At 67.8% G+C, this 25,841-nt stretch carries 29 protein-coding genes; 15 read left to right on the top strand and 14 right to left on the bottom strand.

The window, feature by feature from the left end:
- Positions 1–10 precede the first annotated feature (10 nt).
- From uppS to cbiR, 12 genes are all read right to left on the bottom strand, one after another.
- Complete coding sequence (uppS, locus tag RDU24_RS07930) at positions 11–733, bottom strand: polyprenyl diphosphate synthase (protein WP_308735220.1); 723 nt, start codon at positions 731–733, stop codon at positions 11–13.
- 3 nt (positions 734–736) lie between these two features.
- Positions 737–1,291: a ribosome recycling factor gene (gene frr / locus RDU24_RS07925; protein ID WP_308735219.1), complete on the bottom strand. Its 555-nt coding sequence runs from the start codon at positions 1,289–1,291 to the stop codon at positions 737–739.
- Position 1,292: 1 nt separating this feature from the next.
- The gene (gene pyrH / locus RDU24_RS07920) at positions 1,293–2,015 is read right to left on the bottom strand and encodes a UMP kinase (protein WP_308735218.1); all 723 of its coding nucleotides are present in this window, start codon (positions 2,013–2,015) and stop codon (positions 1,293–1,295) included.
- A gap of 83 nt (positions 2,016–2,098) precedes the next feature.
- On the bottom strand, positions 2,099–2,722 hold the full coding sequence (gene tsf / locus RDU24_RS07915; RefSeq protein WP_308735217.1) for a translation elongation factor Ts: 624 nt from the start codon (positions 2,720–2,722) through the stop codon (positions 2,099–2,101).
- Between the two features lie 3 nt (positions 2,723–2,725).
- On the bottom strand, positions 2,726–3,499 hold the full coding sequence (gene rpsB / locus RDU24_RS07910; RefSeq protein ID WP_308735216.1) for a 30S ribosomal protein S2: 774 nt from the start codon (positions 3,497–3,499) through the stop codon (positions 2,726–2,728).
- A 161-nt stretch (positions 3,500–3,660) separates the two neighbouring features.
- The gene (locus RDU24_RS07905) at positions 3,661–4,437 is read right to left on the bottom strand and encodes a fumarylacetoacetate hydrolase family protein (RefSeq protein ID WP_308735215.1); all 777 of its coding nucleotides are present in this window, start codon (positions 4,435–4,437) and stop codon (positions 3,661–3,663) included.
- Positions 4,438–4,446: 9 nt separating this feature from the next.
- Positions 4,447–4,836 (bottom strand): response regulator, encoded by a 390-nt coding sequence (locus tag RDU24_RS07900; protein ID WP_308735214.1) that lies wholly within the window; start codon positions 4,834–4,836, stop codon positions 4,447–4,449.
- A 103-nt stretch (positions 4,837–4,939) separates the two neighbouring features.
- Positions 4,940–5,749 (bottom strand): sirohydrochlorin cobaltochelatase, encoded by an 810-nt coding sequence (locus RDU24_RS07895; RefSeq protein WP_308735213.1) that lies wholly within the window; start codon positions 5,747–5,749, stop codon positions 4,940–4,942.
- 73 nt (positions 5,750–5,822) lie between these two features.
- Positions 5,823–8,669: a DNA polymerase I gene (polA, locus tag RDU24_RS07890; protein ID WP_308735212.1), complete on the bottom strand. Its 2,847-nt coding sequence runs from the start codon at positions 8,667–8,669 to the stop codon at positions 5,823–5,825.
- A gap of 4 nt (positions 8,670–8,673) precedes the next feature.
- On the bottom strand, positions 8,674–9,669 hold the full coding sequence (locus RDU24_RS07885) for a DHH family phosphoesterase (RefSeq protein ID WP_308735211.1): 996 nt from the start codon (positions 9,667–9,669) through the stop codon (positions 8,674–8,676).
- Entirely contained in the window at positions 9,647–10,180 is a 534-nt protein-coding gene (locus RDU24_RS07880; RefSeq protein ID WP_308735210.1) for a bifunctional adenosylcobinamide kinase/adenosylcobinamide-phosphate guanylyltransferase, read from the bottom strand. The genes RDU24_RS07885 and RDU24_RS07880 overlap by 23 nt, the downstream gene beginning before the upstream one ends.
- Positions 10,177–11,055, bottom strand: a complete 879-nt coding sequence (gene cbiR / locus RDU24_RS07875; protein ID WP_308735209.1) for a cobamide remodeling phosphodiesterase CbiR — start codon at positions 11,053–11,055, stop codon at positions 10,177–10,179. The genes RDU24_RS07880 and cbiR overlap by 4 nt, the downstream gene beginning before the upstream one ends.
- A 53-nt stretch (positions 11,056–11,108) precedes the next feature.
- Between cbiR and RDU24_RS07870 the strand changes: the two genes are divergently transcribed.
- A complete protein-coding gene (locus RDU24_RS07870) occupies positions 11,109–11,255 on the top strand; it encodes a hypothetical protein (RefSeq protein WP_308735208.1) in 147 nt (48 codons plus the stop codon).
- A 95-nt stretch (positions 11,256–11,350) separates the two neighbouring features.
- Here the strand turns inward: RDU24_RS07870 and RDU24_RS07865 are convergent, their stop codons facing one another.
- A complete protein-coding gene (locus RDU24_RS07865) occupies positions 11,351–12,064 on the bottom strand; it encodes an HD-GYP domain-containing protein (protein WP_308735207.1) in 714 nt (237 codons plus the stop codon).
- 233 nt (positions 12,065–12,297) lie between these two features.
- Here RDU24_RS07865 and RDU24_RS07860 point away from each other — a divergent pair, with 233 nt between their 5' ends.
- From RDU24_RS07860 to RDU24_RS07810, 11 genes are all read left to right on the top strand, one after another.
- Positions 12,298–12,861, top strand: coding sequence for a cysteine hydrolase family protein (locus RDU24_RS07860; RefSeq protein ID WP_308735206.1), 564 nt, complete (start codon positions 12,298–12,300; stop codon positions 12,859–12,861).
- A 32-nt stretch (positions 12,862–12,893) separates the two neighbouring features.
- Positions 12,894–13,139, top strand: coding sequence for a hypothetical protein (locus RDU24_RS07855; protein ID WP_308735205.1), 246 nt, complete (start codon positions 12,894–12,896; stop codon positions 13,137–13,139).
- A gap of 3 nt (positions 13,140–13,142) precedes the next feature.
- A complete protein-coding gene (locus tag RDU24_RS07850; RefSeq protein WP_308735204.1) occupies positions 13,143–14,678 on the top strand; it encodes an SDR family oxidoreductase in 1,536 nt (511 codons plus the stop codon).
- Positions 14,675–15,850, top strand: coding sequence for a cobalt-precorrin-5B (C(1))-methyltransferase CbiD (cbiD, locus tag RDU24_RS07845; RefSeq protein WP_308735203.1), 1,176 nt, complete (start codon positions 14,675–14,677; stop codon positions 15,848–15,850). Before RDU24_RS07850 ends, cbiD begins: the two co-directional genes overlap by 4 nt.
- A 9-nt stretch (positions 15,851–15,859) precedes the next feature.
- Positions 15,860–17,092 carry a precorrin-6y C5,15-methyltransferase (decarboxylating) subunit CbiE gene (cbiE, locus tag RDU24_RS07840; protein ID WP_308735202.1) on the top strand — a complete coding sequence of 411 codons (1,233 nt, stop codon included), beginning with the start codon at positions 15,860–15,862 and terminating at the stop codon, positions 17,090–17,092.
- On the top strand, positions 17,089–18,120 hold the full coding sequence (locus tag RDU24_RS07835) for a cobalt-precorrin 5A hydrolase (protein ID WP_308735201.1): 1,032 nt from the start codon (positions 17,089–17,091) through the stop codon (positions 18,118–18,120). Before cbiE ends, RDU24_RS07835 begins: the two co-directional genes overlap by 4 nt.
- Positions 18,121–18,915 carry a precorrin-3B C(17)-methyltransferase gene (gene cobJ / locus RDU24_RS07830; RefSeq protein WP_308735200.1) on the top strand — a complete coding sequence of 265 codons (795 nt, stop codon included), beginning with the start codon at positions 18,121–18,123 and terminating at the stop codon, positions 18,913–18,915.
- A 160-nt stretch (positions 18,916–19,075) separates the two neighbouring features.
- Entirely contained in the window at positions 19,076–19,462 is a 387-nt protein-coding gene (locus RDU24_RS07825; protein ID WP_308735199.1) for a cytochrome c3 family protein, read from the top strand.
- A 72-nt stretch (positions 19,463–19,534) separates the two neighbouring features.
- Positions 19,535–21,172, top strand: coding sequence for a hypothetical protein (locus tag RDU24_RS07820; RefSeq protein WP_308735198.1), 1,638 nt, complete (start codon positions 19,535–19,537; stop codon positions 21,170–21,172).
- A 313-nt stretch (positions 21,173–21,485) separates the two neighbouring features.
- The gene (locus tag RDU24_RS07815; RefSeq protein WP_308735197.1) at positions 21,486–21,677 is read left to right on the top strand and encodes a hypothetical protein; all 192 of its coding nucleotides are present in this window, start codon (positions 21,486–21,488) and stop codon (positions 21,675–21,677) included.
- Positions 21,678–21,680: 3 nt separating this feature from the next.
- The gene (locus RDU24_RS07810; RefSeq protein WP_308735196.1) at positions 21,681–22,469 is read left to right on the top strand and encodes a ubiquinone/menaquinone biosynthesis methyltransferase; all 789 of its coding nucleotides are present in this window, start codon (positions 21,681–21,683) and stop codon (positions 22,467–22,469) included.
- Positions 22,470–22,479: 10 nt separating this feature from the next.
- Here the strand turns inward: RDU24_RS07810 and RDU24_RS07805 are convergent, their stop codons facing one another.
- On the bottom strand, positions 22,480–22,680 hold the full coding sequence (locus RDU24_RS07805) for a DUF2065 domain-containing protein (RefSeq protein WP_308735195.1): 201 nt from the start codon (positions 22,678–22,680) through the stop codon (positions 22,480–22,482).
- A 78-nt stretch (positions 22,681–22,758) separates the two neighbouring features.
- Between RDU24_RS07805 and RDU24_RS07800 the strand changes: the two genes are divergently transcribed.
- The 3 genes from RDU24_RS07800 to RDU24_RS07790 are packed head-to-tail and all read left to right on the top strand — an operon-like array spanning position 22,759 to position 25,838.
- Complete coding sequence (locus RDU24_RS07800; RefSeq protein ID WP_308735194.1) at positions 22,759–24,072, top strand: nucleotide sugar dehydrogenase; 1,314 nt, start codon at positions 22,759–22,761, stop codon at positions 24,070–24,072.
- A gap of 7 nt (positions 24,073–24,079) precedes the next feature.
- Complete coding sequence (gene mqnB, locus RDU24_RS07795; protein WP_308735193.1) at positions 24,080–24,835, top strand: futalosine hydrolase; 756 nt, start codon at positions 24,080–24,082, stop codon at positions 24,833–24,835.
- Between the two features lie 34 nt (positions 24,836–24,869).
- On the top strand, positions 24,870–25,838 hold the full coding sequence (locus RDU24_RS07790) for a polyprenyl synthetase family protein (RefSeq protein WP_308735192.1): 969 nt from the start codon (positions 24,870–24,872) through the stop codon (positions 25,836–25,838).
- Positions 25,839–25,841: the final 3 nt, after the last annotated feature.

Here is a 25,841-nt window from a genome sequence, read left to right as displayed (position 1 = left end):
GTGGTCGGCTCTAAGTGGCGCGCTCCAGCTGCTGGCCGGTTTTGCCGAAGCGGCGCTGGCGGCCCTGGAAGTCTTCCAGGGCGCGCTCCAGTTCCTCCGGGCCGAAGTCCGGCCAGAGGGTGTCGGTGAAGTAGAACTCGGAATAGGCGGCCTGAAAGAGCAGGTAGTTCGACAGCCGGAGCTCGCCGCTGGTGCGGATGATGAGGTCGGGGTCGGGCTGGCCCGCTGTGTAGAGCTCCGCGGCGAAGGCCTCCTCGGTCAGGGCTTCGCCCTGGACGCCCTTGGCCGACAGGGCGCGGGCGGCGCGCAGGATCTCCTCGCGCCCGGAATAGTTGAGCGCCAGGTTGAGCGTCATGGTGGCGCATTTGGCGGTCTTCTGCATCACGTGGGAAAGGGCCTGGCGGGCGATGAAGGGCAGGCCGTCGAACTCGCCCAGCACCTTCAGGCGGATGTCCTGGTCGAGCAGGTTCTTGAGTTCGCCCTTCAGGTAGTCCACCAGCAGGTCGAAGAGCAGCCCGACCTCTTCCTTGGGGCGCGACCAGTTTTCACGCGAGAAGGTGTACAGGGTCAGGTGGCGCACCCCGAGCTCGCGGCAACGCGTGACGATGGCCTTGGCCGCGCGGGTTCCCGCTCGGTGGCCTTCGCTGCGTTGCAGACCACGGGCGGTGGCCCAGCGGCCGTTGCCGTCCATGATGATGGCGACGTGCGCAGGCACGCCAGCAGGGTCGAGCATCAGCTACAGCTCCAGGATTTCCTTTTCCTTGGCGGCGAAGACCTCGTCGCATTTCTTGATGGTCTCGTCGGTGAGCTTCTGCACTTCATCGGTGAGCCTGTGCTGCTCGTCCTCGGTGATTTCCTTGTCCTTCTGCAGCTTCTTCAAGAGCTCGTTCAGGTCGCGGCGGACGTTGCGCGCAGCCACCTTGGACTCTTCGGTGAACTTCTTGGCCACCTTGACCAGGTCCTTGCGGCGGTCCTCGGTCAAGGGAGGCATGCTGATGCGGATCATCTTGCCGTCGTTGACCGGGTTAAGCCCCAGATCGCTTTTCAGGATGGCCTTTTCCACTGCCCCGAAGGCGGCTTTGTCCCAGGGCTGGATGGTGATGGTGCGGGCGTCGGGCACGGAGAGCGAGGCGATCTGGCTCACCGGCGTGGGGGTGCCGTAGTAGTCGGCCATGATGGGCTCGATCAGGGACACGGAAGCCCGGCCCGTGCGCAGCCGCGCGAATTCCTTGGAGAGGCTGGCGAGAGCCCCGGCCATGCGTTTTTTTCCGTCTTCGATGACAGCGTGCATATCAGTTCCCTCCTTCGACAATTGTTCCGACGGTTTCGCCCTTGATGACGCGGCGGATGTTTCCCTGTTCAAAGAGGTTGAATACAATGATCGGCAGGCGGTTGTCACGCGCCAGCGAGATGGCCGTGGCGTCCATGACGCCCAGGCGCTTCTCCAGGGCCTCCATGTAGGTCACGGTGTCGTAGCGCACGGCGTCCATGAACTTGCGGGGATCCTTGTCGTACACGCCGTCAACCTTGGTGGCCTTCAGGATGGCCTCGCACTTGAGTTCCGACGCGCGCAGGGCGGCCGCGGTGTCGGTGGTGAAGTAGGGGTTGCCGGTGCCCGCCGCGCAGATGACCACGCGCCCGCGTTCCAGGTGCCGCACGGCCCGGCGGCGGATGTAGGGCTCGGCCACTTCCTTCATGGAGATGGCGGTCATGACGCGGGTGTCGCAGCCGATCTTCTCCAGCGCGTCCTGCACGGCCAGCGCGTTCATGACCGTGGCGAGCATGCCCATGTAGTCGCCCTGGGCGCGGTCCATGCCCTGCTCGCTGGCGGCCATGCCACGGAAGATGTTGCCCCCGCCGATGACAAGGGCCACCTGCACGCCCATGCTGGCGATGTCTGCGATCTCGCCGCAGAAGATGCCGCTTGCCTTGGGTTCGATGCCGAACTTCTGTTCACCTGCCAGGGCCTCGCCGCTGAGCTTGAGCAGTACGCGTGAGTAGCGCAGCTTATCCATGTCATCTCCTGGCTTTTGCGGGTTGATGCGGCCTGGGGCGGCGGCATGAAAAGAAACGGGCCTTGCGGCCCGTTCCAGATTTCCTATTCCTCCGCTGCATCCGCCTCGGCGTCCTCGCCAAGGACCATGCGCGTAAATCGCCCTATCTGCATGTTCTCGCCGAGCACGGCGATGAGCTCGTTCAGGAGCTCCTTGATGGTCTTCTTGTCTTCCTTGATGAAGGGCTGCTCAAGCAGGCAGACCTCGGAGTAGTACTTCTTCAGGCGGCCTTCCACGATCTTCTCGGCGATGGCTTCGGGCTTGCCCTCTTCCATGGCCTGGTTCTTGAAGATTTCGCGCTCTTTGGCCAGCAGGTCGGCGGGCACCTGGTCGGGGCTCACGCACAGGGGGCTGGCGGCAGCGATCTGCATGGCCAGGTCCTTGGCGAACTCCTTGAACTTGTCGCTCTTGGCAACGAAGTCGGTCTCGCATTTCAGCTCGACCATGACGCCGATCTTGCCGTTGTTGTGGATGTAGGAGCCGATGATGCCCTGGCTGGTGGCGCGGCCGGCCTTCTTGGCGGCCTTGGCCAGGCCCTTCTCGCGCAGGTAGGCGATGGCCTTCTCTTCGCTGCCGCCGCACTCGACGAGGGCTTTCTTGCAATCCATCATGCCTACGCCGGTCTTTTCGCGCAGGACTTTCACCGCATTGGCGCTGATCTCAGCCATGGCTTACTCCTCTCCGCCTTCGGCGGCCTTCTCTTCGGCCTCGGGGGCGATGTCCTTCGGGGCGTTCTTGGCGCCGCCGGGGGTGTTTTCCTTCAGCACCGCGGCGCCCTCGATGCAGGCGTCGGCGATGTGGGTGGCGAACAGCTTGATGGCGCGGATGGCGTCATCGTTGCCGGGGATGACGTAGTCGATCAGGTCCGGGTCGCAGTTGGTGTCGACCACGGCCACGACCGGGATGCCCAGCTTGCGGCATTCCTTGACCGCGATGTGCTCGCGGTTGGGGTCGATGATGAAGGCGGCGCGCGGGGCTTCGGTCAGGTCCTTGATGCCGCCGAGGGCGTCGTTCAGCTTGACCACTTCGCGGCCCATCTGGACGATTTCCTTCTTGGGGAACTTGTTGATGGTGCCGTCGGCGAACATGGCCTCCAGGCTCTTCAGGCGGTCGATGCTCTTCTTGATGGTCTGGAAGTTGGTGAGCGTGCCGCCCATCCAACGCTGGGTCACGGCGTGCATGCCGCAACGCTCGACTTCGGCCTTGATGGCCTCCTGGGCCTGGCGCTTGGTGCCGATGAACAGCACCTTGCCGCCGGAAGCCACGGTCTCGACGATGAAGTCGTGGGCCTTCTGGAACAGCTTCACGGTCTGCTGCAGGTCGATGATGTGGATTCCGTTGCGCGCGCCGAAAATAAAGGTGCGCATCTTGGGATTCCAGCGACGGGTCTGGTGACCGAAGTGGACGCCGGTTTCCAGCATCTGCTTCATGGTAACGTAAGCCATGATTCCTCCTGGGTTTTTCCTCCGCCCTGGCGCTTGGCCATTCTCCGGACCATCCGGAGCACCCAGTATGTGGCCAGGGCGTGTGATTTGTGAAACGCGTGCTTTTACGTCGGATGGCCGCGTTTGGCAAGCGGAAAGATGATGCCGCGGGGGGCGCGGGGCTACTGCATGGTCGTGGGAGCGCTGGAGCTCTCGCTGAGCACGGGGTTCAGCAGGAAGCCCACCCGGTCGATCTCCACGCTGACCTCGTCCCCGGCCTGGATGGGGCCGACGCCTGCCGGGGTGCCGGTCAGGACCACGTCGCCGGGGTGCAGCGTCATGATGCGCGAGATATGGCTCACCAGCAGGTGCGGCGGGAAGACCATGTCCGCGGTGTTGCCTTCCTGGCGCACCTCGCCGTTGACCACTGTGCGCAGGCTGAGCGTGCCCAGGTCGCCGGGGTCGGTTTCGATCCACGGCCCCACCGGGCAGAAGGTGTCGAAGCTCTTGGCGCGCGTCCACTGGCCGTCCTTCCTCTGCAGGTCGCGGGCGGTGACGTCGTTGGCGCAGGTGTAGCCGAAGATGTGCCTGGGGGCGTCGGCCTCGGTTATGTAGCGCGCGGTGCGGCCGATGACCAGGGCCAGCTCGGCCTCGTAGTCGACCTGGCTGGAGCAGCCGGGCAGCACGATGGCGTCGCCGGCGCCGATGACAGCGGAGGGCGGCTTGAGAAAGATGATGGGCTCCTCCGGCAGCGACAGGCCCAGTTCCTGGGCGTGGTCCAGGTAGTTCAGGCCCACGCAGACGATCTTGCTCGGCCGCACCAGCGACAAAAGCTCCAGTTCGGCCAGGGGGATCTCATCCGGCTCGCCGTTCTCCCTGTTCAGGGGGCGCACCGTCTCCGGGCTGGTGATGGCTGCGTAGAAGGCCTGGCCCTTGTGGCGGACGCGGATGATGCGCATGCGTTGACCTTAGATTCCTTTCGCCGTCTTGCGACGGTCATAGGCGATGTGGATGATGCCCAGCAGGTCTTCCATGGGGTAGGGCTTGAGCAGGTAGTCCGACCCTCCATGGGCCATCATCTCCGCGGCGATGTCCACCGAGGCGTGGCCCGTGAGGATGATGACCTCGATGTCCGGGTCGATCTTCTTGATCTCCGGCAGGGTCTGCTGTCCGCTCATGCCCGGCATCTTCACGTCCAGCAGCACGATGTCGTGAGGCTCGCGCCGAAGGATTTCAAGGGCCTCGGCGCCGCTGCCAGCGATGGTCGCGGTCATGCCGTGGGAGGCCAGAAGCTTGCCCAGGGTGTTGCGGAAACGCTCTTCGTCGTCGCACACGAGAACCTTGATCACCTCGCCCATGTCCGCGCTCCTTGCCTGCGTTTGCGGTAAGATGTGACGCCCGCTCACGATCTACATGCCAGATCAGCGGACGTTCGTCGAGGGGGGGGCGATTGCTCGTCGCCTAGGCCGGGCCGAGGGGCTTGAGCCGCGCCACGGCCTCCTGCAGGTGCTCCAGCCAGATCTCGGCCAGGGCCTGGTGCTCGCCCGCGCCCTTGACGTGGGCCGCGCAGGAAAACCCAGCGGCGGTGAGCCCGGCCTGCCAGGAGTTCTTGCCCTCCCCGGCCATGTCGCGGAGTGCGTGGACCCCGCGCGCGAACAAGAGCGGCATGAGGTGCACCCGCTTGGCGCCAAGCGTGCGCAGTTCGTCGACCTTGGCCGCCAGCCCGGGCTCCGCCTCCAGCGCGCCGATGAGCACAAGGGGGTCCAGGGTGCGCAGCTCGTCGGCAAGGTCTAGGTAGACCCCGTTGGCCTTGCCGCGCGTGCCGTGGCCCATGAGCAGCACGGCTTCGGCGGGCGCGCGTTCCGGCGGCAGCACCGTGAGGATGGTCTGGGCCACGCGGCGGATGTCCTCGCGGTTGCCCAGGAGCGGGCGGCCCAGCTCGATGCTCTCAAAGCCCTTGGGGCCGCGCAGGGAGTCCACCAGTCGCTCCAGGCTGCGGTATTCGTCGCCGGGGATGACGTGCAGGGACTGCACGGCCAGGCGCGTGACGCCCTCCTTGCGCAGGGCCCGCAGGATGTCTTCCGGCGAGCGGCCGTGGCGGCTCTGGACGCCCTTGTGGCGGCGCACCACGCCAGAGGTCAGCGCCGTTTCCACCCGGTAGTCCGGGTACAGGGCGCTTGTGCGTTCGCGCATGCGCTCCAGCGCCTGGGAGGCGTCGGGCAGGCGCGAGCCGAAGGCTGCGAGGAGGATGGCGGTGTGCGGGGACTGCATGGACCCTCTTCCTAGCGCAGTTGCGCCCGGTCCGAAAGGTGTTTGTGGCGAGCGGGCATGCGCCAGCCGCGCATCAGTGCGCTTCGGCCCAGGTTTTGCCGGTGCCCAGGTCAACCTTGAGCGGCACCAGCAGCGTGGTCACGTCCTGCATGAGCTGGCGCAGGATGGGCGCGGCTTCCTGTGCTGCGGCCTCCGGGGCCTCCAGCAGCAGTTCGTCGTGCACCTGCAGGATGAGCCGGGCGTCCAGCGCCGCCAGGCGCTCGTCGGCGTTCACGCGCAGCATGGCCAGCTTGATGATGTCCGCCGCGGAGCCCTGGATGACGGTGTTCACGGCCTGCCTGCGGGCCTGGGCCTGGGCCTGCTGGTTGCGCGAGTGCAGCTCCGGCAGGAGCCTGCGCCGGCCCGCCAGCGTGGTCACGTAGCCGCGCATGAGCGCGTCCTCGATGAGTGCTTCGTAGAAGGCCTTGAGGGTGCCGAGCTTCTCGAAGTAGCGGGCGATGAACTCTTTGGCCTGGTTTACGCTGATGGACAGTTCGCGCGCCAGCTTCTGCGGACCCATGCCGTAGATCAGCCCGAAGTTGATGGTCTTGGCCCCGCGCCGCTCGTCCGGGGTGATCTCGGCCGCGTCCTTGTCGAAGAGCAGGGCCGCCGTGCGGCTGTGGATGTCCTCGTCCTTGCGGAAGGCGTCGATGAGCGCCGGGTCCTGGGAGAAATGGGCCAGCACGCGCAGTTCCACCTGGGAGTAGTCCGCGCCCACGAAGAGCCTGCCCGGCGCGGCGATGAAGCAGGCGCGCATGCGCGTGCCCTGCGGTCCCCGGATGGGGATGTTCTGGAGGTTCGGCCCGGAGCTGGACAGCCTGCCCGTGGCCGTGGCCAGCTGGTTGAAACGCGTGTGCAGGCGGCCCTCGGCGTCGGCCAGGCGCGGCATGGGCTCCAGGTAGGTGCTGCGCAGCTTCTCGGCCACGCGGAAGGCCAGAATCTCCTCGATGATGGGGTGCTGGCCGGCCAGGCGTTCCAGGGCGTCGCTGCCAGTGGACAGCGCCCCGCCGGGGGTCTTGCCAGCGGGCTTGAGGCCGAGCTTCTTGAACAGCACCTCGGCCAGCTGCTGGCTGGAGCGAACATTGACGGGTCCGCCCGCCAGCTCCTGCACGCGCGCGCCGTGGTGCTCGATCTGCTGGCTGACCTCGGCCAGGAAGCTCTTGAAGGCCGCGAAGTCGATGCGCACGCCCAGGCGCTCCATGCTGGCCAGCACCGGGACGAGCGGCAGCTCCAGGTCGCGCATGAGGTCCGCGAGCCCGGCCTTGGCCAGGCGCCTCTCCAGCGACCGCATGAGGGCCAGGGCCGCCAGGGCACGGGCCTCGGGATGCGGCGCTGGCTCGGTGTCCTCAATGGCTGGCGCGACGTCGGCTGTGTCGGCCAGGTTCGAATCAGAAAGATCGGCATCGGGCAGGCCCGAATCGCCCAAGCCCTGCGGCGCATAGAGCGACAGGCGCAGGCGCTCGAAGGTGTAGTTGCGGTCCTCGGGCCGGAGCAGGTAGGCCGCCAGCCCCAGGTCGAACCAGAGGGGCAGCGCGGGCTTGTCCCAGGCCGGGCCTCGGCGCAGCAGTTCCTGCAGGCTCGGCGCGGCGATGCGCGCGGCCTGGGACAGGTGCGCGGCCAGGGCGTCTTCCGGCCCGGTGTAGGCGATCTCTCCCGCATCTCCTTCCAGAGCCAGGCGGAACGGCTCGCCGGGGCTCTCCGGCGGCACCAGACCGACGTTTTTCCCGGCCACCGGGGGCAGGGCGGCGGGATCGGCCACGGTGCGCAAGGGCAGGTCGCTGGCGGGCTTGGGCGTAAGGGGCGCGGCCTCGGGCGTGGCGCCAAAGAGTGAGAACTGCCCGGTCTTGGGGGCGGCGGGGCGCTTCGGGGCGGGCTGAGCGGCGGGCGCAGGCGCGGGGGCCGAGAGGGCGGGCGCAGGCTGGTCCTCCCAGGGGGGCGGGCCGGAATACGCGGCCACGGCCAGCTCGGCCTGGGTTTTCGGCTGGGGCGGCTGGGGTATCTCGCGCAGCAGGCTCTTGAATTCGTAGGCGCGCAGGAACTCGGCCAGGCGCTCCATGTCCGGCGGGCGCACGGCCAGGGTGTCCAGGTCCAGGTCCGGGCAGCAGTCCGCCTTGAGCCGGGTCAGCTCGCGGTACAGGAAAATATCGTCGACGCGCCCTTCGAGCTTTTTGCGGAAGCTCTCGGGGAGCTTGTCCCCTCCTGCAAGATAGGCGTCGCGCACGGCTTCCAGGGTCGGGAACTCGTGGATGATCTTGAGCGCGGTCTTGGGGCCCACGCCGGGCAGGCCGGGGATGTTGTCCGAGGCGTCGCCCATGAGGGCCTGGAGGTCCGGCCACTGGGCGGGCGTGATGCCGTTCTCTTCCACGAATTCCTTGATGCCGCTGACCTTCTCGTTCTTGCCCGCCGGGTCCCACATGTAGACGTTGTCCGTCAGGCACTGCTTCAGGTCCTTGTCCGAGGCCACGATGATGACCGGGCGCGTCTCGTGGTGCGCGGCGGCCAGGCTGGCGATGCAGTCGTCGGCCTCCACCCCGTCGCTGACGGTGAGCGACAGGCCGAGGAGGCGGATGGCCTCGCGCAGGGGCTCGATCTGGGCGGCCAGGTCTTCCGGCATCTTGGGGCGCTGGGCCTTGTACGGCTCGAACAGGCCGTGGCGGAAGGTCGGGCCTTTGCCGTCCATGAAAAAGCCAAGGTGCCTGGGCCGTTCGTCCTTCAGGATGCGCAGGAGGATGCGCAGCACGATGTAGATGGCGCCCGTGGGCATGCCGTCGGAGCGCTTGAGGTCCGGGAAGGCGTAGAACCCCCGGTACAGGAAACTGGTGCCGTCGACGAGGAACAGCGGGTCGCGGTCGTCGAGGTTCAGGCGGTGCTTGAGGGACATGCGGCTAGATCCGCTGGACGCTGGCGGTCTTCCCGCGCGAGAGCTTTTTCAGCACGAACATTTCCGGGTCCTTGCCGTCCAGCGCCTCCATGGGCACCTCGGCCCGGGCCGCGCCCTTGTGCCCGCCCGCGGAGCCGATGTCGCCGAAGTGCGAGGCCGCGAACTTGCCCATGTCCTTGCGGATGCCGTCGCCCCGGAAGATGACCACCAGGGTGTCGCCGAACACGCCGCTCACCGCGTCCCAGGAGATGGAGTGCACGCGCATGAAGAAGTCGGCCACGACCACCAGGATGTCCGGGCTCTGCACCTTGCCCAGGTGCGCGGTGAGCCCCGAGCCGATGCGCCGCAGGTTGTAGAACGCGCGCGAGAAGTAGCGCATCCACTCCAGGTGGTATTCGCTGCGCACGATGCGCGTGATGAGCGTGTGGTCGGCGTACTTGGAGAGGTATTTGAACGCGTTGATGTCCGCGTCGATGAACTTGCGCTGGAAACTTTGGGTGTCGGCCTTGATGCCGTAGACCAGGGCCGAGGCGAGGAGCTTGGGCGGGCGTATCTGCAGGCGCTGCAGGTATTCCGTCAGCATGGTGCAGGTGGCGCCGTACTTGGGCCGGATGTCGGTCAGCGGCGCGTTGACGGGCTTGTCCGGCAGCAGCGGGTGGTGGTCGATGACGATGGAATAGTCGAGCTTGCCGAGTTCCGGGTGGTGGTGGGGCTGGGAGTCCACCAGGGCGAAGCGGTCGTACTGGGCGATGAGGTTCGGGATGAGCCTGCGGGTGGGCACGCGCAGGTAGCGGATCATGGCCAGGTTGTCCGGGCGGTTGATCTCGTTGACGTGCCCGATGCCGATGTCCAGGACCTTGCGCGAGAGGATGGCCTTGAGCGCAAGGGCCGAGCCCATGGAGTCCGGGTCGGCGTTGATGACGATGAGCCAGCGCTCGTCCTTGTTCAGGAGCGAGAGCAGGGTCTGGACTTTTTCGTCAATCAGCTTTGGGATCGCCATGTTCCGCCTTTTTCAGCGCCAGGGGCAGGCCAGCCACAACGAGATACGCCTCGTGGGCCTGGGCCGCCACGGCCTGATTCAACCTGCCGAGCCTTTTGAGAAACGTTCTGGCCTCGCTTGAGCCCGGCAGCGGGGCGAACCCGATCTCGCAAGACACGAGGATGAGCTCCGGACCCTGCCAGATCTTCAAGATATCGAGCAAAGCCTGGGTCAGGTCGGCCTCGCGCTGCTCCTGCACGCACAGGTACAGCCAGAAATCCAGGCTGTCCACGAGCACTGCAGCATGTCCCTTCTTAGCCTCCAGCAGCGCCCGTGGCAAGTCCCAGCCGACCTCCACCACGGGCAGCGCCGGGTCGCGGCGGTCGCGGTGCCGGGCGATCTGCTTGCGGAAGCTCATGTCTTTGGCCTGGCCTGTGGCCAGAAAAAGTTTCGGCCCGGGCGTGCGCTCCAGGATGCCCATGGCGAAATCGGACTTGCCGGACTTGTTGCCGCCGATGACGAAAGTGATCACGCAGACTCCTTGTGGCTTGCGCCAAGTCCGGCCCAGAAGCCGGAGAGGTAGCGCAGCGAATCGAACAGTTCGCGCGGGCTGAACAGCTCCAGCAGCACGCTGCCGCCGGGGGCGAAAGACGAAAGCATCCGGCCCAGGACGGCGCGCCCGGCGTCGTCGAGCCGGTCGAGCGGCGCGTGGCGGACCGGCCTGGCGGTGTCCGGGGCGTTCAGGTGCAGCATGCGCGCATGCGCCCAAAGCCCGGGCAAGTCCAGAAAATCCTGCTGGCCGTGCTCCAGCATGTGGCCCAGGTCCAGGCACGCGCCAAGGTCCAGTTCGCGCACCACGGGCCACATCCGCTCCAGGTCGCGGCCCTGGATGTTCTCCACCACCAGGGACCCCGGCGGCAGGCCGCCTGCGGCCAGGGCCAGCGCCAGGTCGCGAAGGGTTTCCGGCTGCCGTGGCGGGTGCAGAACATAGGCCCAGGGCGCAAGTTCCGCAACTTTTTCCGCCAGGGCCAGGATGACCCCTGCCACGGCGGGCGTGCCTTCGCCCCAGGGCAGGTCGAGGGGCAGGTGCAGGTGCCAGCGCACCGGCAGCGCGGCCAGGCTCCGGGGCAGGTCGGCCTCGCCGTAGGCCAGGCAGGCCGCGGTCTCGAAAAAGCACAGGCCGAGTTCCGGAAAAAAGGGCGCCAAGGCAGTGCAGTTTCTGCCCACGTCCGCAGGCAGCACGCAGGAAGGCGCTGCCAGGCTCCAGGGCGGGGAAGCCGCGCCAGCAAAGGCTTGCGGGACGTCCAGCGCAAGGGCGGCAAGCTCCGCTGCGGCGGAATTTCGTCGCCCCGGCGGCGGGCCGGGGGCCGCTCCATCGAGATTTGCAGCGCTTTTCATTTCGGGCATGGCAATTGCTACACTCCTGGCAGCAGACGATCCCCGGCAAGGAGGGGGACATCATGAAAAACATGCGCTGCCAACTGCAACATTATCTGAATCCACTGCACGTCTATTGCCGACTGCAACAGGCCGGGCTGGCTGAACCCCTGGCGCGCCGCCTGTGCGAAGTCTACGAACGCTCCGTGTATCGGCACATCCTGGCCTGAGCGCCGCCCCGGTCCTTGAGCATACCCCGCCCCGGCCCCAGGCGCAACGTGCGCCCCGCCCCTCGGAGCACTATGCGGCCATTGGCCGCAGCGGGCTAGGGCAGCGGGCAGGACATGCCGCTTCCGCCCGCCATGAGCTCCGGCAACATAGCCCTGATGCGCAGGAAATCCTTGACCACGCAGGGATCGAACATGCTCCCCGCGGAGGCCTCGATCTCCCGCACCGCGTCATCCAGGCACATCCCCCGCCGATAGGGCCTGTCCTCGGTCATGGCGCTGAAGGCGTCGGCCACGCTGACGATGCGCGCCCCGAGAGGAATGTCGCGCCCGCACAGCCCGCGCGGATATCCCTTGCCGTCGAACCGTTCGTGGTGCGAGTGCACCATCTCGCATACGCTGTGCGGCCCGCGGAACACGCGCACCGGACAGAGTATCTCGGCCCCCAGGCGCGGGTGCTCGCGCACCAGCGTCCACTCCTCGGGGGAGAGGGGGCCGGGCTTGTGCAGCACTGCGTCGGGCACGCCGATCTTGCCGATGTCGTGCAGGTGTCCGGCCATGTGCACCAGCTCGGCCTGCCGGGGCGTGAGGCCGTGGGCTCTTGCCAGCAGGCCGGAGAGCTCGGCCACCAGTTCCGAATGTTGCTGCAGCCGCTGGTCGCGCGCGTCAACTGCCCTGCCCAGCGATTCCGCCAGCTGGTGCGCGGTGTTCATGGCGCAAGCGCCCAGCCCGCCGCATTTTCCCGCGCAGCCGCCGGGTTCCGTGCCTGCGCATGTCCCTTTGCCGCTGCCGCCGCTAGTCAATAACAGCATCGCAAACCTCCCTCTGCGCCGACCACTCTCGGGCCAGCTGCTGGCTCATGAAATTCCCCTGTGGGGATGTTGTTCCCCGTTCGCAAAGGCTCATAAGATAGATTGAAAATGAATGTCAACATCAATTAGGTGCCTTGCCGCCGCAGTCGGTGATTGGCGGGGCGCTTTAAGTCTGCTATGGTGTTTGGGAGCGCGGCCACGCTGCCCGCGACAATCGCAAGTGGAGTGCAGACATGCCAAAGCGGCCAGAGCGGAACGACGTGCTCGTCATCATCGACATCCAGAACGACTATTTTCCCGGCGGAGCCATGGAGCTTGTGGGCGCGGACGCGGCAGGGCAGGTCGCCGCCGCCACGCTTGCCCGGTATCGCGCGGCGGGGTTGCCCGTCGTTCATGTGCGGCACGAATCCGTTCGCCCCGTCTCGACGTTTTTTTTGCCCGGCACCAAGGGGGCGGACATCCACCCCTGCGTCGCCCCGCTGCCCGGCGAGCCGGTGGTGCTGAAGCACTATCCCAGCTCCTTCCGCGACACGAACCTGCTGGAGCTTTTGCGCGCTTTGTCCGCCGCACGGTTGACCGTGTGCGGCATGATGACGCATATGTGCGTTGACACCACCGTGCGCGCGGCCTTTGACCTTGGCTTCGCCGTGCGCCTGGCGGCCGACGCCTGCGCCACCCGCGACCTCTCGTTCGCCGGTCGCACCGCCGCCGCCGCCGATGTCCAGACGGCCTACCTGGCCGCCCTGGGCGCCGTCTTCGCCCAGGTGGCCCCGGCGGCGGAGCTTGAGCTGCCCTGATCTTTCCCGTCACCACTTTCGGAGGAACCTCAATGCGCCTGAAGACGAGCCTCGCCTGCCTCTTTCTCGCCCTTACGCTTCTTGGCGGCTGCCTGCCCAAGTCCAAGGCCTGGACCCACCCCAGGCAGCCTGACCCGCGCAAGGAGGACATGCTCTTCGTGGACGACACGAAGTTCTGCGACGACAAGATCGGAGCCCAGCCCCAGGGCGACGCGCGGGAGGCGGCCATGGCCGACTGCCTGAAGCGCCTTGGCTGGGTGCCCAAGGAAAAGGACTAGCGCGTGGCGCAGGACGCCGTGTTCATCGCCGGGGCCACCGGCTACGTGGGCGGTCGGCTGGCGCCGCTGCTGCTCTCGCGCGGGTACACCGTCCACGCGGCGGCGCGCAGCCCGCGCAAGCTCCAGGCCCGGCCCTGGGGATCGCACACGAACCTGCGCGTCCTGCCCGCCGACGTCACCGACAAGGCCAGCCTCGTCGCCGCGATGAAGGGCTGCTCGGTGGCCTACTACCTGGTGCATTCCATGGGCGCGGGCGGGGATTTCGCACAGGCCGACCGCCTGGCCGCCACCAACATGGCCCAGGCCGCCGCCGAGGCCGGGGTGGGGCGCATCATCTACCTGAGCGGGCTGGGCGACGACGCCCCGGGCCTGTCCGAGCACCTGCGCTCGCGCTCCGAGGTCGGACGCATCCTCGGCGAGGGCGCGGTTCCGGCCACTGTTTTGCGCGCGGCGGTCATCCTGGGCTCCGGCAGCGCCTCGTTCGAGATCATCCGCAGCCTGGTGGAGCGGCTGCCGCTCATGATCACCCCGCGCTGGGTGCGCACGCGCTGCCAGCCCATCGCCGTGTCCAACGTGCTGGGCTACCTCCTGGGCTGCCTGGAGAATCCCGCCACCACCGGCCTGACGCTGGACATCGGCGGGCCGGACGTCATCACCTATGGCGATCTTTTCCGCAGCTACGCCAGGGCGGCGGGCCTCCGCGCCCCGCTGATCATCCCGGTGCCGTTTCTGACGCCGGGGCTCTCCGCCTTCTGGGTCAACCTCATCACCCCCGTGCCCGCGCACCTGGTGCGCCCGCTCATCGAGGGCCTGAGGAACGAGGTCGTCTGCCACGACAAGCGCATCCTGGAACTGGTGCCGCAAAAGCTCCTGGGCTGCCAGGAGGCCATCGCCACGGCCCTGTCCGAGACGCGGGAGGGTGGCGCGGCGACCTGCTGCTTCGACGCCGGCACCCCCTGCGCCCCCCCGGAGCTGGGCCAGGCCGCGTCCTGCCCTGCGGAGTGGACCAGAGCCGGAGACGCCGGGTTTGCGGGCGGCACCGTGTTTCGGGCCGACTACGCCGCCACCCTGGACGCCGACCCTGCGCGGGTCTGGGACACGGTGCAGCGCATCGGCGGCGACACCGGCTGGTACGCGGGCAACCTGCTCTGGCGCGTGCGCGGCTTTGTGGACAAGCTCCTCGGCGGACCTGGGCTCACGCGCGGGCGCCGCGCCGCCACGACCCCGGCCGTGGGCGACGCCCTGGATTTTTGGCGCGTGCTGGCAGTGGAGCCCCGCCGCCGCCTGCTCCTGCTGGCCGAGATGAAAATGCCCGGCGCAGCCACCCTGGACCTGCGCCTGGAGCCGAAGGACGGCGGCACGGAGCTGCTGCTGCTGACAAGCTTCCAGCCGCGCGGAATCTGGGGGCTGGCCTACTGGTGGGCCATGTGGCCCGCCCACGGGGTGCTGTTCCCGGCCATGCTGCGGAGCATCGCCCGGGCCGCCGGGGCGCGTGTCCTCGCCGGGCCGAGGGCTTTGGACAAGAGGCCCGCCGCGTGAGTCGAGGCCAGAGTCCGGGTGCGCAGGAACCGTTGCGCGAGGGCTTCACCACGGGTTCCGCCGCCGCCGCCGCCGCCCGCGCCGCCACGCTGTTCGCCCTCACGGACGAGGCCCCGCAGGTGGTGGACATCCCCCTGCCACGCCCGCATCTCGGGCGGCTGAGCATCCCCATCGCCTCGGTGGTCAACGACGAGCTCGGCGTGCGCGCGGGCGTGGTCAAGGACGGCGGCGACGACCCCGACGCCACCCACGGCGCCCTCATTGAGGCCCACGTGACCCTGGACCCGGCCTTTTCCGGAGTGGGGCCGCATGTGCTCATCGGCGGGGGCAGGGGGGTGGGCCGCGTGACCCTGCCCGGCCTGCCAGTGGCCGTGGGGCAGGCGGCCATCAACCCCGGCCCGGAGGAGCAGATCCGCCAGAGCGTCCTTGAGGTGCTGCCGGACTATTTCAAGGGCATCGCGCTGGTGGTCATCGAGGTGCCGGACGGCGAGGCCATCGCCCGGCACACCCTGAACGCGCGCCTCGGCATCCTGGGTGGCATTTCCATCCTGGGCACGGGCGGCATCGTGCGGCCCTACAGTCACGAGGCCTGGGCCGCGTGCGTCGATTCCGGATTGGACGTGGCCCGCGCCGCCGGGTTTGGCGCCGTGGTGCTGACCACGGGCCGCCGCAGCGAACGCCTGTTTCTGGAACGCCACCCCTTTGTGCCTGAAGTCTGCCTTGTCCAGGCCGCGGACTTCTATGGACACGCCCTGCGGGCGGCGCGCGCGCGCGGGTTCACCGAGGCGGTCTGGGCCGTGTTTCCCGGCAAGCTGGTGAAGCAGGCCCAGGGCTTCGAGAACACCCACGCCAGACAGGCCGAGCTGGATTTTGCGCTCCTGGCCCGCTGGGCGCGGCAGGCCGGAGTGGACGAATCCACCGCCGCTGCCATGGCCCAGGCCAACACAGCCGCCCAGGCCCTGGCCCTGGCAGGGCAGGGGGATGCGGGGCGGGCGCTGCTGAAGCTTTTGGTGGACCGAGCCCGCGAGGCCGCGCACGGCTTTGCGGGGCCGGGCCTGAACGTGCGTTATGTGGTGTTTGACATGGCCGGGTCGTGCCTGTTCGCGGATCCTGTGCCGGAACCCAATTTTGCTCCCGCCGACCCCCTTCACCCAGGCGCGGGTTCGCGCTAAAGGGGACCCATGTTCGACAAAAGCCAAAACCCGGTGCATGTGATAGGCCTGCGGCCAGGCATCCTGACCCCGCCGCCCGGAGTGGACGATCTGCTCATCCGCGCCCAGGTGCTTGTGGCCGGACGAAGGCTGCTGGACGCCGCGCCGCGATCCTGCCGCCCGGAGAAGGTCATCCCCGTGGCCGGGCCGCTCACCCCCATCATGGAGGAGATCGGCCGCGACCTGGACGCGGGCAAGGCCGTGGTGGTCCTGGCCGACGGCGATCCGCTGTTCTTCGGCCTGGGCAAGCGGCTCATCGAGCACCTGGGGGCGGAGCGCGTGCACGTGCACCCCAACCTCTGCACCCTGCAGATGGCCGCGGCCCGTGTGGGCCTGCCCTGGCACGAGGTGCGCGTGGTCTCCCTGCATGGCCGCACCGATTTCAACCCGCTTTTCGCGTCCCTGGCGCGTTTCGAGCGCCTGGCCGTGTTCACGGACCCCGAGAACTCCCCCTCCGTCATCGCCCAGGCGCTCTTGGAGCGCGGCGTGGTGGACGCCCAGCTCATCGTGCTGGAGAACCTGGGAGCGCCCAACGAGACCGCCCGGCGCCTGCGCCTGGAGGAGGCCTGGGACCTGCCCTTCGCCGACCTCAACCTGGTGCTGGTGGAGCGCACCGCCCCCCCGGAGATTCCCCTCATGCTGGGCATCCCCGACCATTACTACCTGCACGAGAAGGGGCTCATCACCAAGCAGGCCGCCAGGGCCACCGGCCTGGCCATGCTCGGCGTCATGCCCGATTCCGTGGTCTGGGACCTGGGCGCGGGCTGCGGCTCCGTGGCCATCGAGGCCTCGCACCTGGCGCACGAGGGGCGCATCTTCGCCGTGGAGCGGGAGTCTCGCCGCGCGGCCATGATCCGCGAGAACGTGCGGCGCATCGGGGCCTGGCTGGTGGACACCGTGCAGGGCGAGATGCCCGACTGCCTGACCGACCTGCCGGACCCGGACCGCGTGTTCATCGGCGGCGGGCTGGGACAGAACACCCGCGCCCTGGCCCATGCCTGCCTGCGCCTCAAGCCCGGCGGGCGGCTGGTCATCCACGCCATCCTGCTCGACACCCTCATGCGCGTGAAGGACTACTTCCAGGCTCAGAACTGGAACTTCGGCATCACCCAGATCCAGGCCTCCACCGCCGACCGCCTGGCCGGGGACCTGCGCCTGCGCGCCCAGAACCCCGTCTTCATCATCTGGGCTGACAAGGGGTGAGCACGGCCCTCTACGCCTTCAGCGCCCAGGGCCTGGCCCTGGCCCTGCGCCATGCCGCCCGGCTTTGCGCGGATGTGTACGCCCCCCAGCGCCTTGCCGGGCCGGGCGCGCGGCCCTTCGCCAGCATCCACGACCTTGTGGCCGAGACCTTTTCCCGCTACCGGCGCCATGTGTTCATTGGCGCGGCGGGCATCGCCGTGCGCGCCATCGCGCCGCACCTGCGCGGGAAGGCCCAAGATCCCGCCGTGGCGGTCATGGACCACGCGGGCCGCTTCGCCATCAGCCTCGTGTCCGGCCACATCGGCGGCGCCAACGAGCTGGCGCGCGAACTGGCCGAGCTCACCGGAGCCACCGCCGTCATCACCACCGGCACCGACGTTTCGGGCCTGCCCGCAGTGGACGAGCTGGCCCGGGCGCGCGGCATGGCGCTGGCGAACCTGGCCGCGGCAAGGACCGTGAGCGCGGCGCTGCTGGAAGGCCGCACCGTGCAGGTGTTCGATCCCGAGGGGCGGCTGTTCGACGGTGAGGACTTCGGAGGGCTGCTTGTGCCCACCGATTCCGCTGACTGGGACGCCGAGGCGCCCGGGATATGGTGCCACTGGCGTGCGGGCGGGGAGTTCCCGGCCGCCTTCCGGGCGTATCCGCGCTGCCTGTGCCTGGGGCTGGGCAGCCGCAAAAATGTGCCCGAAAGTGAAATCCTTGCGCACATTGCGACCGTGTTTGCGCAGCAGGGCCTATGTCCGCAGAGTGTGGCGCAGGTCGGCACGGCGATCTTAAAGCGAGATGATCCGGGGCTTTGCGCCGCGGCTGCGGCCCTTGGTCCGGAAGTTGTATTCCATGAATTGGAGGACTTGGCGGCGGTTGCGTCCGCCGGGCAGTCCGAGACGGTCAAGCGCCGTACCGGCACAGGCAGCGTGAGCGAGGCTGCGGCCCTGCTGCTCTCGGGCGGGGGGGAGCTGATCTCGCCAAAGTCCAAGACCGGGCGCGTCACCTGCGCGGTGGCGCTCAAAAGGCGCAAGGGAGATTGAGTGGACAGACGCATCACAGTGGTTGGTCTCGGGCCGGGCGACGCGGCCCTTCTGCCCCCCCTGGCAAAGGCGGCGCTCCTGCGCGCGCAGGCCATCGTGGGCTACAAGGGCTACATCGAGCTTGTGGAGCCGGAAGTCCTGGCCGGGCGCCAGGTCTTGTCCACAGGCATGACCGGAGAGGTGGAGCGCTGCAATGCGGCCATCGATCTGGCGTGCTCCGGGGTCGAGACGGTGGTGGTCTCAAGCGGCGACGCGGGCGTGTACGCCATGGCCGGGCTGGTGCTCGAGCTGGTGGAGGCGCGGAACCTGGCGCGGGAACTGGAGGTCGAGGTGGTGCCGGGCATTCCGGCTTTGTGCGCGGCGGCGGCGCTCCTTGGCGCTCCGCTCATGCACGACTTCGCCGTGATCAGCTTAAGCGACCTGCTGACCCCCTGGGAGGTCATCGAGCGCCGCGTGGCCGCGGCGGCCGGGGCCGACTTCGTCATCGTGCTCTACAACCCGCGCTCCACACGGCGCAAGGACCACCTGCCGAAGGCGTTGGCGGCCATCGCGGCGCATCGGTCCGGGGGCACGCCGGTGGGATTGGTGAAGCGCGCCTTCAGGCCCGGGCAGGAGGTCATCGCCACCAGCCTGGGCGGCCTTGAGCCGGAGGATGTGGACATGCAAAGCATCCTGGTCGTCGGCAACAGCGCGACGAGGTTCGTTGCCGCAGCCTCTGGTCCGCGCATGCTTACGCCGCGCGGTTATGCCGGGAAATACGGGCTTTCGGGAAAGGATGTTCCCGTAGGTTCGTGAAAAAAATCCCGGAAAAGTGTGCCGCCTCCCTTGCCAGGAAGCGCTGTTTGGGGGTATCTGGCTTTTGTTCGTCTTTGATAGGTTCCTGCGAATAGCGGGACCGGTTTGATAGGCAGAGGATAACGAAGTGTTCACGTACGTGAAAGGAGGATTGAGGAGCATGAAACGTTCTCTCTTTATGACCCTGATGGTTGCCGCCCTGGCCGTTGCCCTGGCGCTGCCCCTGTATGCCGCCCCGAAGGCCCCGGCTGATGGTCTGGCCATGAAGCCGCCCGCCGGCGCCAAGCAGGCTGCCGTGAAGTTCAACCACGGCACCCACAAGTCTGCCAAGTGCGCTGACTGCCACCACAAGAAGGCCGGCGCCAACGAGTTCGCCAAGTGCGACAGCAAGGGCTGCCACGGTGACTACGCCGCCAAGACCGGCAAGGAATCCTACTACGCCGCGTTCCACGGCAACAACGCCAAGAGCTGCCTGGGCTGCCACAAGGCCGCCAAGGACAAGAGCCCCAACATCCCCACCGCTTGCCCCAAGTGCCACGTGAAGTAATTGACTGATGCTCATTCAGGGGGCTGCGAAAGCGGCCCCCTTTTTTAACGATTCCCTGCGGAGGAGGAGACCATGACGCCGACTCCCCCCTCTCCTGAAGACGACATCCTCGACCTGGTCGGACTTGGTCTTGAGCCTAAAAAGGCCAAGGCCTCGACGCCTGAGAGCGATTTCGAAAAGGAGCTGGAGGCCCTCTTTGCCGAGGACCTGACCGAACCTGAGGTGAAGTCCCCCGTCGTCGGCGCCGCCGTCGAGGAGGACATCCTCGTGCTTGATGACCTTGTGGCCGAGCCCGCGTCTGCCTCGGCGCCCACCCCCGCCCCCGCCACAGGCCCGGACGATATCCTTGACCTCGGCGATTTTGCAGCCGAGCCAGCCCCCGCTGCCGAGGACGACGTCCTCGATCTCAGCGCTTTTTCCGCCTCCGCCGCAGATGCTTCCGGCGACGAAGACGTGCTTGACCTTGGCGCCTTCGCAGCTGGCGGCGAGCTGGACATCACCCCTCCGGACGAGACCGCTGGCGGCAAGGATGGCAACATCGACACAGCCGCCCTGGACGACCTCATCTCCGGCCTGGGCGAGACGAAGGAGCCTGAGCCGCAAGTCCAGCAACTCGCCCCCCATGACGACACCGACATGAGCGATCTGCTGGAGTCGTTGAATGTGCCCGCGGCGAGCGCGCGCCCTCCCCTGGACCAGCCCATGGCGGAGACGACGGACGAGCTGCTGGAGCTTTCCCTGGGCGACCTCGTCGAGGACGCGCCCGTTGTCGAGCTTTTGTCCGAGCCCGAGCCCGCTTCGGCCCCGGAGTTGCCCGACCTTGATATTTCCCTGCCCGACCTTTCCGACCCGGAGCCCGAGCCTGCCGCTGCCCCGACCCTCGTGGCCGAGGAGATGCTCGCCGAAGACATGGGCGGAGACATGAACCTCTCTCTCGCCGAGGACAGCCTCGACGCAGCCCCGGCCGAGGCCGCCGATCTGAACCTGGACTCCGGCGATCTCGACATCAGCGACCTGATGGGCGACGGGTTGCTGGAGGGGGGCATGATGGAGGGCCTGGAGGCCCCGGCGGAAGAGCCCACGCCTGAACAATCGCTCGACCCGGCGGAGCTGCTGGGCCAGATCGCCGACGGTCCTGCTGACGCCGCCGCAGCCGACGAGGAGCCGCAGGGCGGCCTGCTCGACGGACTGTCTCTCGGCGATGTGAGCATCGGAACCGCCGCAGTGGCGGCGTCCGTCGCGGCCACCGCACCGGCTGAGCCTGTTTCTGCTGAGCCTGAGTCGGCCGAGCCCGTACAGGCCATCCCGGCCGCCGCCTTGCAGGAGTTGCAGGAGAAGCTGGCGGCTCTGGCCACCCAGGTCATGGGCGGCAGCGTCGCCGTCGTGCGCCTGGAGGGGCAGCTGGCCGAGAAGGACCAGGCCCTGGCCGCCATGGAGCAGCGCTTGCAGGCCTCCCACGACGAGGCCCACTCCCTGCGCCGCGAACTGTCCGACCTGCGCGCGCAGCTTGAAGAGAGCCTGCGCCAGCGCGCCCAGGACAGCGAGAAGTCCGCAACCGAGTTGAAGGAGCGTCTGGCCCTTGTGGAAGACCGCCAGATCCAGATTGACCGCGACGTGCGCACCGAGATTGAACGCGCCGTCCCGCGCGAGGCGGCCCGCGTCATCCGTGAGGAGATCGCCGCCCTGGCAGCGAGCATGCACGAGGAATAGCGCCCATTCACAATCGCCATTGCAGGGAGCCGCTTCTGGAAGGAGGCGGCTCCTTTTTTGTCGCGCGCGCCGGTCACGGGCGACGCAGCCCGGCTTCCCGCGGGCCAGTCTGCGGGATTTCACGTCCCTGCCAGACTCGACGAGGCGGGGGGGAGCGTGCTAGTGTCCCGCGAAACAAAGGGGGAGGGGCCTAACCGGTTTCTTTCCTTTTCCCGCCCGGGGTCCCCGCGTGGTGCGGTCACGGCCATTTCCCACCGGGCGGGTTTTTCTGCACAGAGCCGGGTCTATTGCGCCCGGAAAAGGGAGAGAAGGCATGGAGTCGCTACAGAAGCAGGCCCTGCAGGTGGCCAAGGAAATAGTGGTGAAGTTCATTGAGGTGGGCCGCATCTCCCCGGCCAACTTCGCCGAGCATTTCGACGAGATCTACACCGAGATTCTGAAGACCGTGGGCGGCGAGCGCGATGTGGCGCCCAAGGCCGACAAGAAGAAGGGCAAGGCCGAGTAGCCCATGCAGCGTTCCCCCGCTTCGGACAAGGACCTTGACCAGCGCGACCAGCTGCACGGGCGCCAGGTGGCGGCCATGTTCGGCCGCATCGCCGGATGGTACGATTTTCTCAACCACGCCCTGAGCCTCGGGCTGGACATCTACTGGCGCTGGCGGCTGGCCCGCGCGGCCCGGCCCGAGCCAGGCTCCGTGGCGCTGGACCTCGCCGCGGGAACGCTGGACGTGGCAGTGGCTTTGTGCCGCCAGTACCCGGACGTGCGCGTGGCAGCAGTGGACTACACCCTGCCCATGCTGGAGCGCGGCCTGAAGAAGCTCTCGGGGGGGCTCGACCAGCGCATCCTGCCCGCCCAGGGCGACGGCCGGAAACTGCCCCTGCCCGACGAAAGCGTGAGCGCGGCCACCATCGCCTTCGGCATCCGCAACATCCGCCCGCGCTTGAGCGCGCACCGCGAGGTGCTCCGGGTGCTCAAGCCCGGCGGGCGCTTCTGCATCCTTGAGTTCGGCACCGGGCGGCGCAAGGTCTGGGGCGGGCTGTACAATTTTTATCTGGACAAGGTGCTGCCCGGACTGGGCAAGCTGATCTCAGGCGATCCCGCCGCCTACCGCTATCTGGCCGAGACCATCCGCGAGTTCCCCGACGAGCGGCAACTGGCGCGGGAGCTTATGGACGCCGGGTATGCGCGCGTGTTTCACGTTGCCATGCTCTCCGGCATCGTGTACCTGCATGTGGCGGAAAAGGCGGTCGCCGAGGAGGCTGGAAAGGCCTCTCAGCCGGGCGCGGAGGCTTTCTGAGGCGGGCTTTTTAGAAGCAGCGGCCCAGGGCCACCAGCAGCACTCCCAGGATCATGGAAGTGAGCCCCAGGACGCGCAGGGCGCGCGGCGGGCGGCTGGCCAGGATCAAGAGGACGGACGGCATGCGTTCCGCCAGGATGAAATAGGGCAGCCCTTCCAGCAGGAAGGCCAGGCCCAGAGCGATGAAGATCAGCTGCCAGTTGAGTTCCATGCGGCCCCTTGTATCCGCGCAGGCGCGGGTTGTCCACAGGCGGCTTGGGCGAGCTGACAAAAACCCTTGAGGGTAATGATGACCACACTCGAAGAACTGAAGGCCCGTCGGGCCAAGATCGCCGTGGTTGGGCTGGGCTATGTGGGCCTGCCTCTGGCTGTGGCCCTGGCCCGGCATTTCGCCGTCATCGGTTTCGATATTTCGCAGAAGCGCGTTGATGAACTCGCCGCCGGACGCGACCGCACCGGAGAGATCTCAAGCGACGGCCTGGCCTCCGCCACGGTGGACTACACCTGCGACCCCGCGCGCCTGAAAGAGGCCGCCGTGGTCATCGTGGCCGTGCCCACGCCCATCGACCAGCACCGCGCGCCGGACCTGACCCCGGTCATCGGTGCCAGCCGCACCGTGGGCGCAAATCTCGCAAAAGGCGCGGTGGTGGTCTTCGAGTCCACCGTGTACCCCGGCCTCACCGAGGAAGTCTGCGTGCCGCTTCTGGAGCAGAACTCCGGGCTGGCCTGCGGCACCGACTTCTTCGTCGGCTACTCGCCGGAGCGCATCAACCCCGGCGACAAGGAGCACACCCTCGAGACCATCGTCAAGGTTGTGGCCGGACAGAACCGGGCAACCGCCGACCTGCTGGCCGGAGTCTACGGCAGCGTGGTCCGCGCAGGCATCTACCGGGCTTCAAGCATCAAGGTGGCCGAGGCCGCCAAGGTCATCGAGAACACCCAGCGCGACCTGAACATCGCGCTCATGAACGAACTGGCCATGATATTCGACCGCATGGGCATCGACACCTGCGAGGTGCTCGAGGCCGCGGGCACCAAGTGGAATTTCCTGCCCTTCCGGCCCGGCCTCGTGGGCGGGCACTGCATCGGCGTGGACCCCTACTACCTGACCTTCAAGGCCCAGGCGCTGGGTTTCGCCCCGCGTGTCATCCTGGCTGGCCGCGCCATCAACGACGGCATGGGCCAGTTCATCGCCCAGGCGGCCATAAAGGGCCTCATCGACGGCGGCGTGCTGGTCAAGGGCGCGCGTGTGGGCATCCTGGGCTTCACCTTCAAGGAGAACGTGCCGGACCTGCGCAACACCCGCGTCATCGACGTGGTGGGCGCCCTTGCCGACTACGGGGTGCAGGTTCTTGTGCACGACCCCATGGCCGATGCCGACGAGGCTCGCCATGAGTACGGCATCGAGCTGTCCGAGTTCGAGGCCCTGCGGGACCTGGACGCGCTGATTCTGGCCGTGCCCCACGCCCAGTACCAGGCGTTCGGGCTGGCCGAGCTGCGGAAGATGTACCGCGACCAGGCGGCGCCGCTCCTGCTGGACGTCAAGGGCCGCTTCTCCCAGGCCGAGGCCGGGGCCGCTGGCTTCCGTCTCTGGCGGCTGTAGGTCCGGCATGTCCATTCTTTTCATAGCCGCCACCGAGCGGGAACTTTCCGCTGCCCTCGGCAGCACGGTCAGGCAGCCGCAGGGGGTTGTGGCGCCGTGCACGGCTCATGGGCGCGAGGCGCTTGCCTGCGTCAGCGGCCTCGGAGTCATCAACGCTTCGCTGGCCCTTGGCGCTGCCTTGGCGCGGGGCGACGTGGACGGCGTCGTGTGCCTGGGCGTTGCCGGGAGCTTTGATCTTTCCGCGCACCCGCTTTGTTCGGTGCGGCTTGTCGATCGCGAGGTGTGGCCGGAGTACGGGTTGCTCGCCACAGGCTGGTGTTCCGCCGACGCCGCGGCTCTGGGTTTTGCGCTGGGCCAGGCCCACCGCCCGGACGACGAGCCCGGCCCGGATGCCGAGATTTGGGACCGAGTGGTCTGGGACGCGTCCATCAACCTGGCGCGGTTGGGGCTCTGCCTCGGCCCCTGGGACACGGCCAAGAGCCTCACCGTGAGCGGCGTCACCGCCGACCCGCAGCGCGCAGGACTGTTGCGCGGCCGCCACCAGGCGGGGCTGGAGAACATGGAGGGCTTTGCCCTGGCTTATGGCTGCGCCGTGGCCGGCGTGCCGTTTGTGGAGCTGCGCGCGGTCAGCAACGCCGTGGGCGCGCGCCCGCCGGTGTCCTGGGATCTGCCGGGCGCGCTCGCTGCTCTGGGGCAGGCCACGGCGAGGCTTTTTGTTGAACCAGGCAGCGCCAAGGGCCTCCTGGCCGAGACCGGGAATTGATCTGACACCTCAACTGCGTGAGCGGACGGGAGCGATGAACGAACTACGGGCCTATTTCATGCGGGAGATTCCCGGCATTGACGCCTTTCTGGCAGCCGAGGCGGACAAGCTCGACGGCTTGGTGCGCGAAGTGGCCCGCCACGTACTGCTCTCCGGGGGCAAGCGCATCCGGCCCATGCTGACCATCCTCTTCGCCCGCGCCATGGGACACAAGGCCGACGACATCCTGTCCATCGCCTGCGCCCTGGAGATGCTGCACACTGCCACGCTGCTGCACGACGACGTGCTGGACCAGGCGCTGGTGCGCCGTGGCAAGACCTCGGCCCATGTGGCCTTCGGCACCACCGAGACCATCCTCGCCGGAGACGTGCTCCTGGCCCTGGCCAACAAGCTCGGCGCGGACTACGACATCCCGCGCCTGAACGCGCTGCTGGCCCGGGGCATCATGGCCACGGCCGACGGCGAGATCCGCGAGCTGGCCCACACCAAGAATCCTACCGCCGACCGCGGCGCCTACATGGACATCATCATCGGCAAGACGGCAAAGCTCATCGAGACCGCCTGCCGCTGTGGCGCGGCCCTGACCAGTCGCGACCGCGCCCAGGAGGAGCTTGCCGGAGCCTACGGCCTGAACCTTGGCATAGCTTTTCAGCTGGTGGACGACGCGCTGGACTATACCGTGAGCGAGGACGAGATGGGCAAGCCCGCCGGGGGCGACCTGCGCGAGGGCAAGATGACCCTGCCGCTGATCCTGCACCTGGAAAGCCTGACCAAGGAAAAGGCTGATGATATATTGGCCGCGCTCAAGGAAAACCGATTGACCGCGGAACAGGCCGAAGGCATAGTGATGGATGTGCGGGAAAAGGGCTTGGCCGAGGAGACCCGCAAGGCCGCCGCAGGATATGTGGCTGCCGCGGTGAAAGAGCTGGAGGCGCTGCCAGCCTCCCCGGAGCGTGAGGTTCTGGCCCAGGCTGCGGAGTATGTGCTGACTAGGCGCAAGTAAACG

This window comes from Humidesulfovibrio sp. (assembly GCF_031082295.1).
Taxonomy (GTDB): Bacteria; Desulfobacterota; Desulfovibrionia; order Desulfovibrionales; family Desulfovibrionaceae; genus Humidesulfovibrio.
The sequence above is the reverse complement of the archived record's forward strand: the minus strand, read 5'-3'. Positions and strand labels throughout refer to the sequence as shown.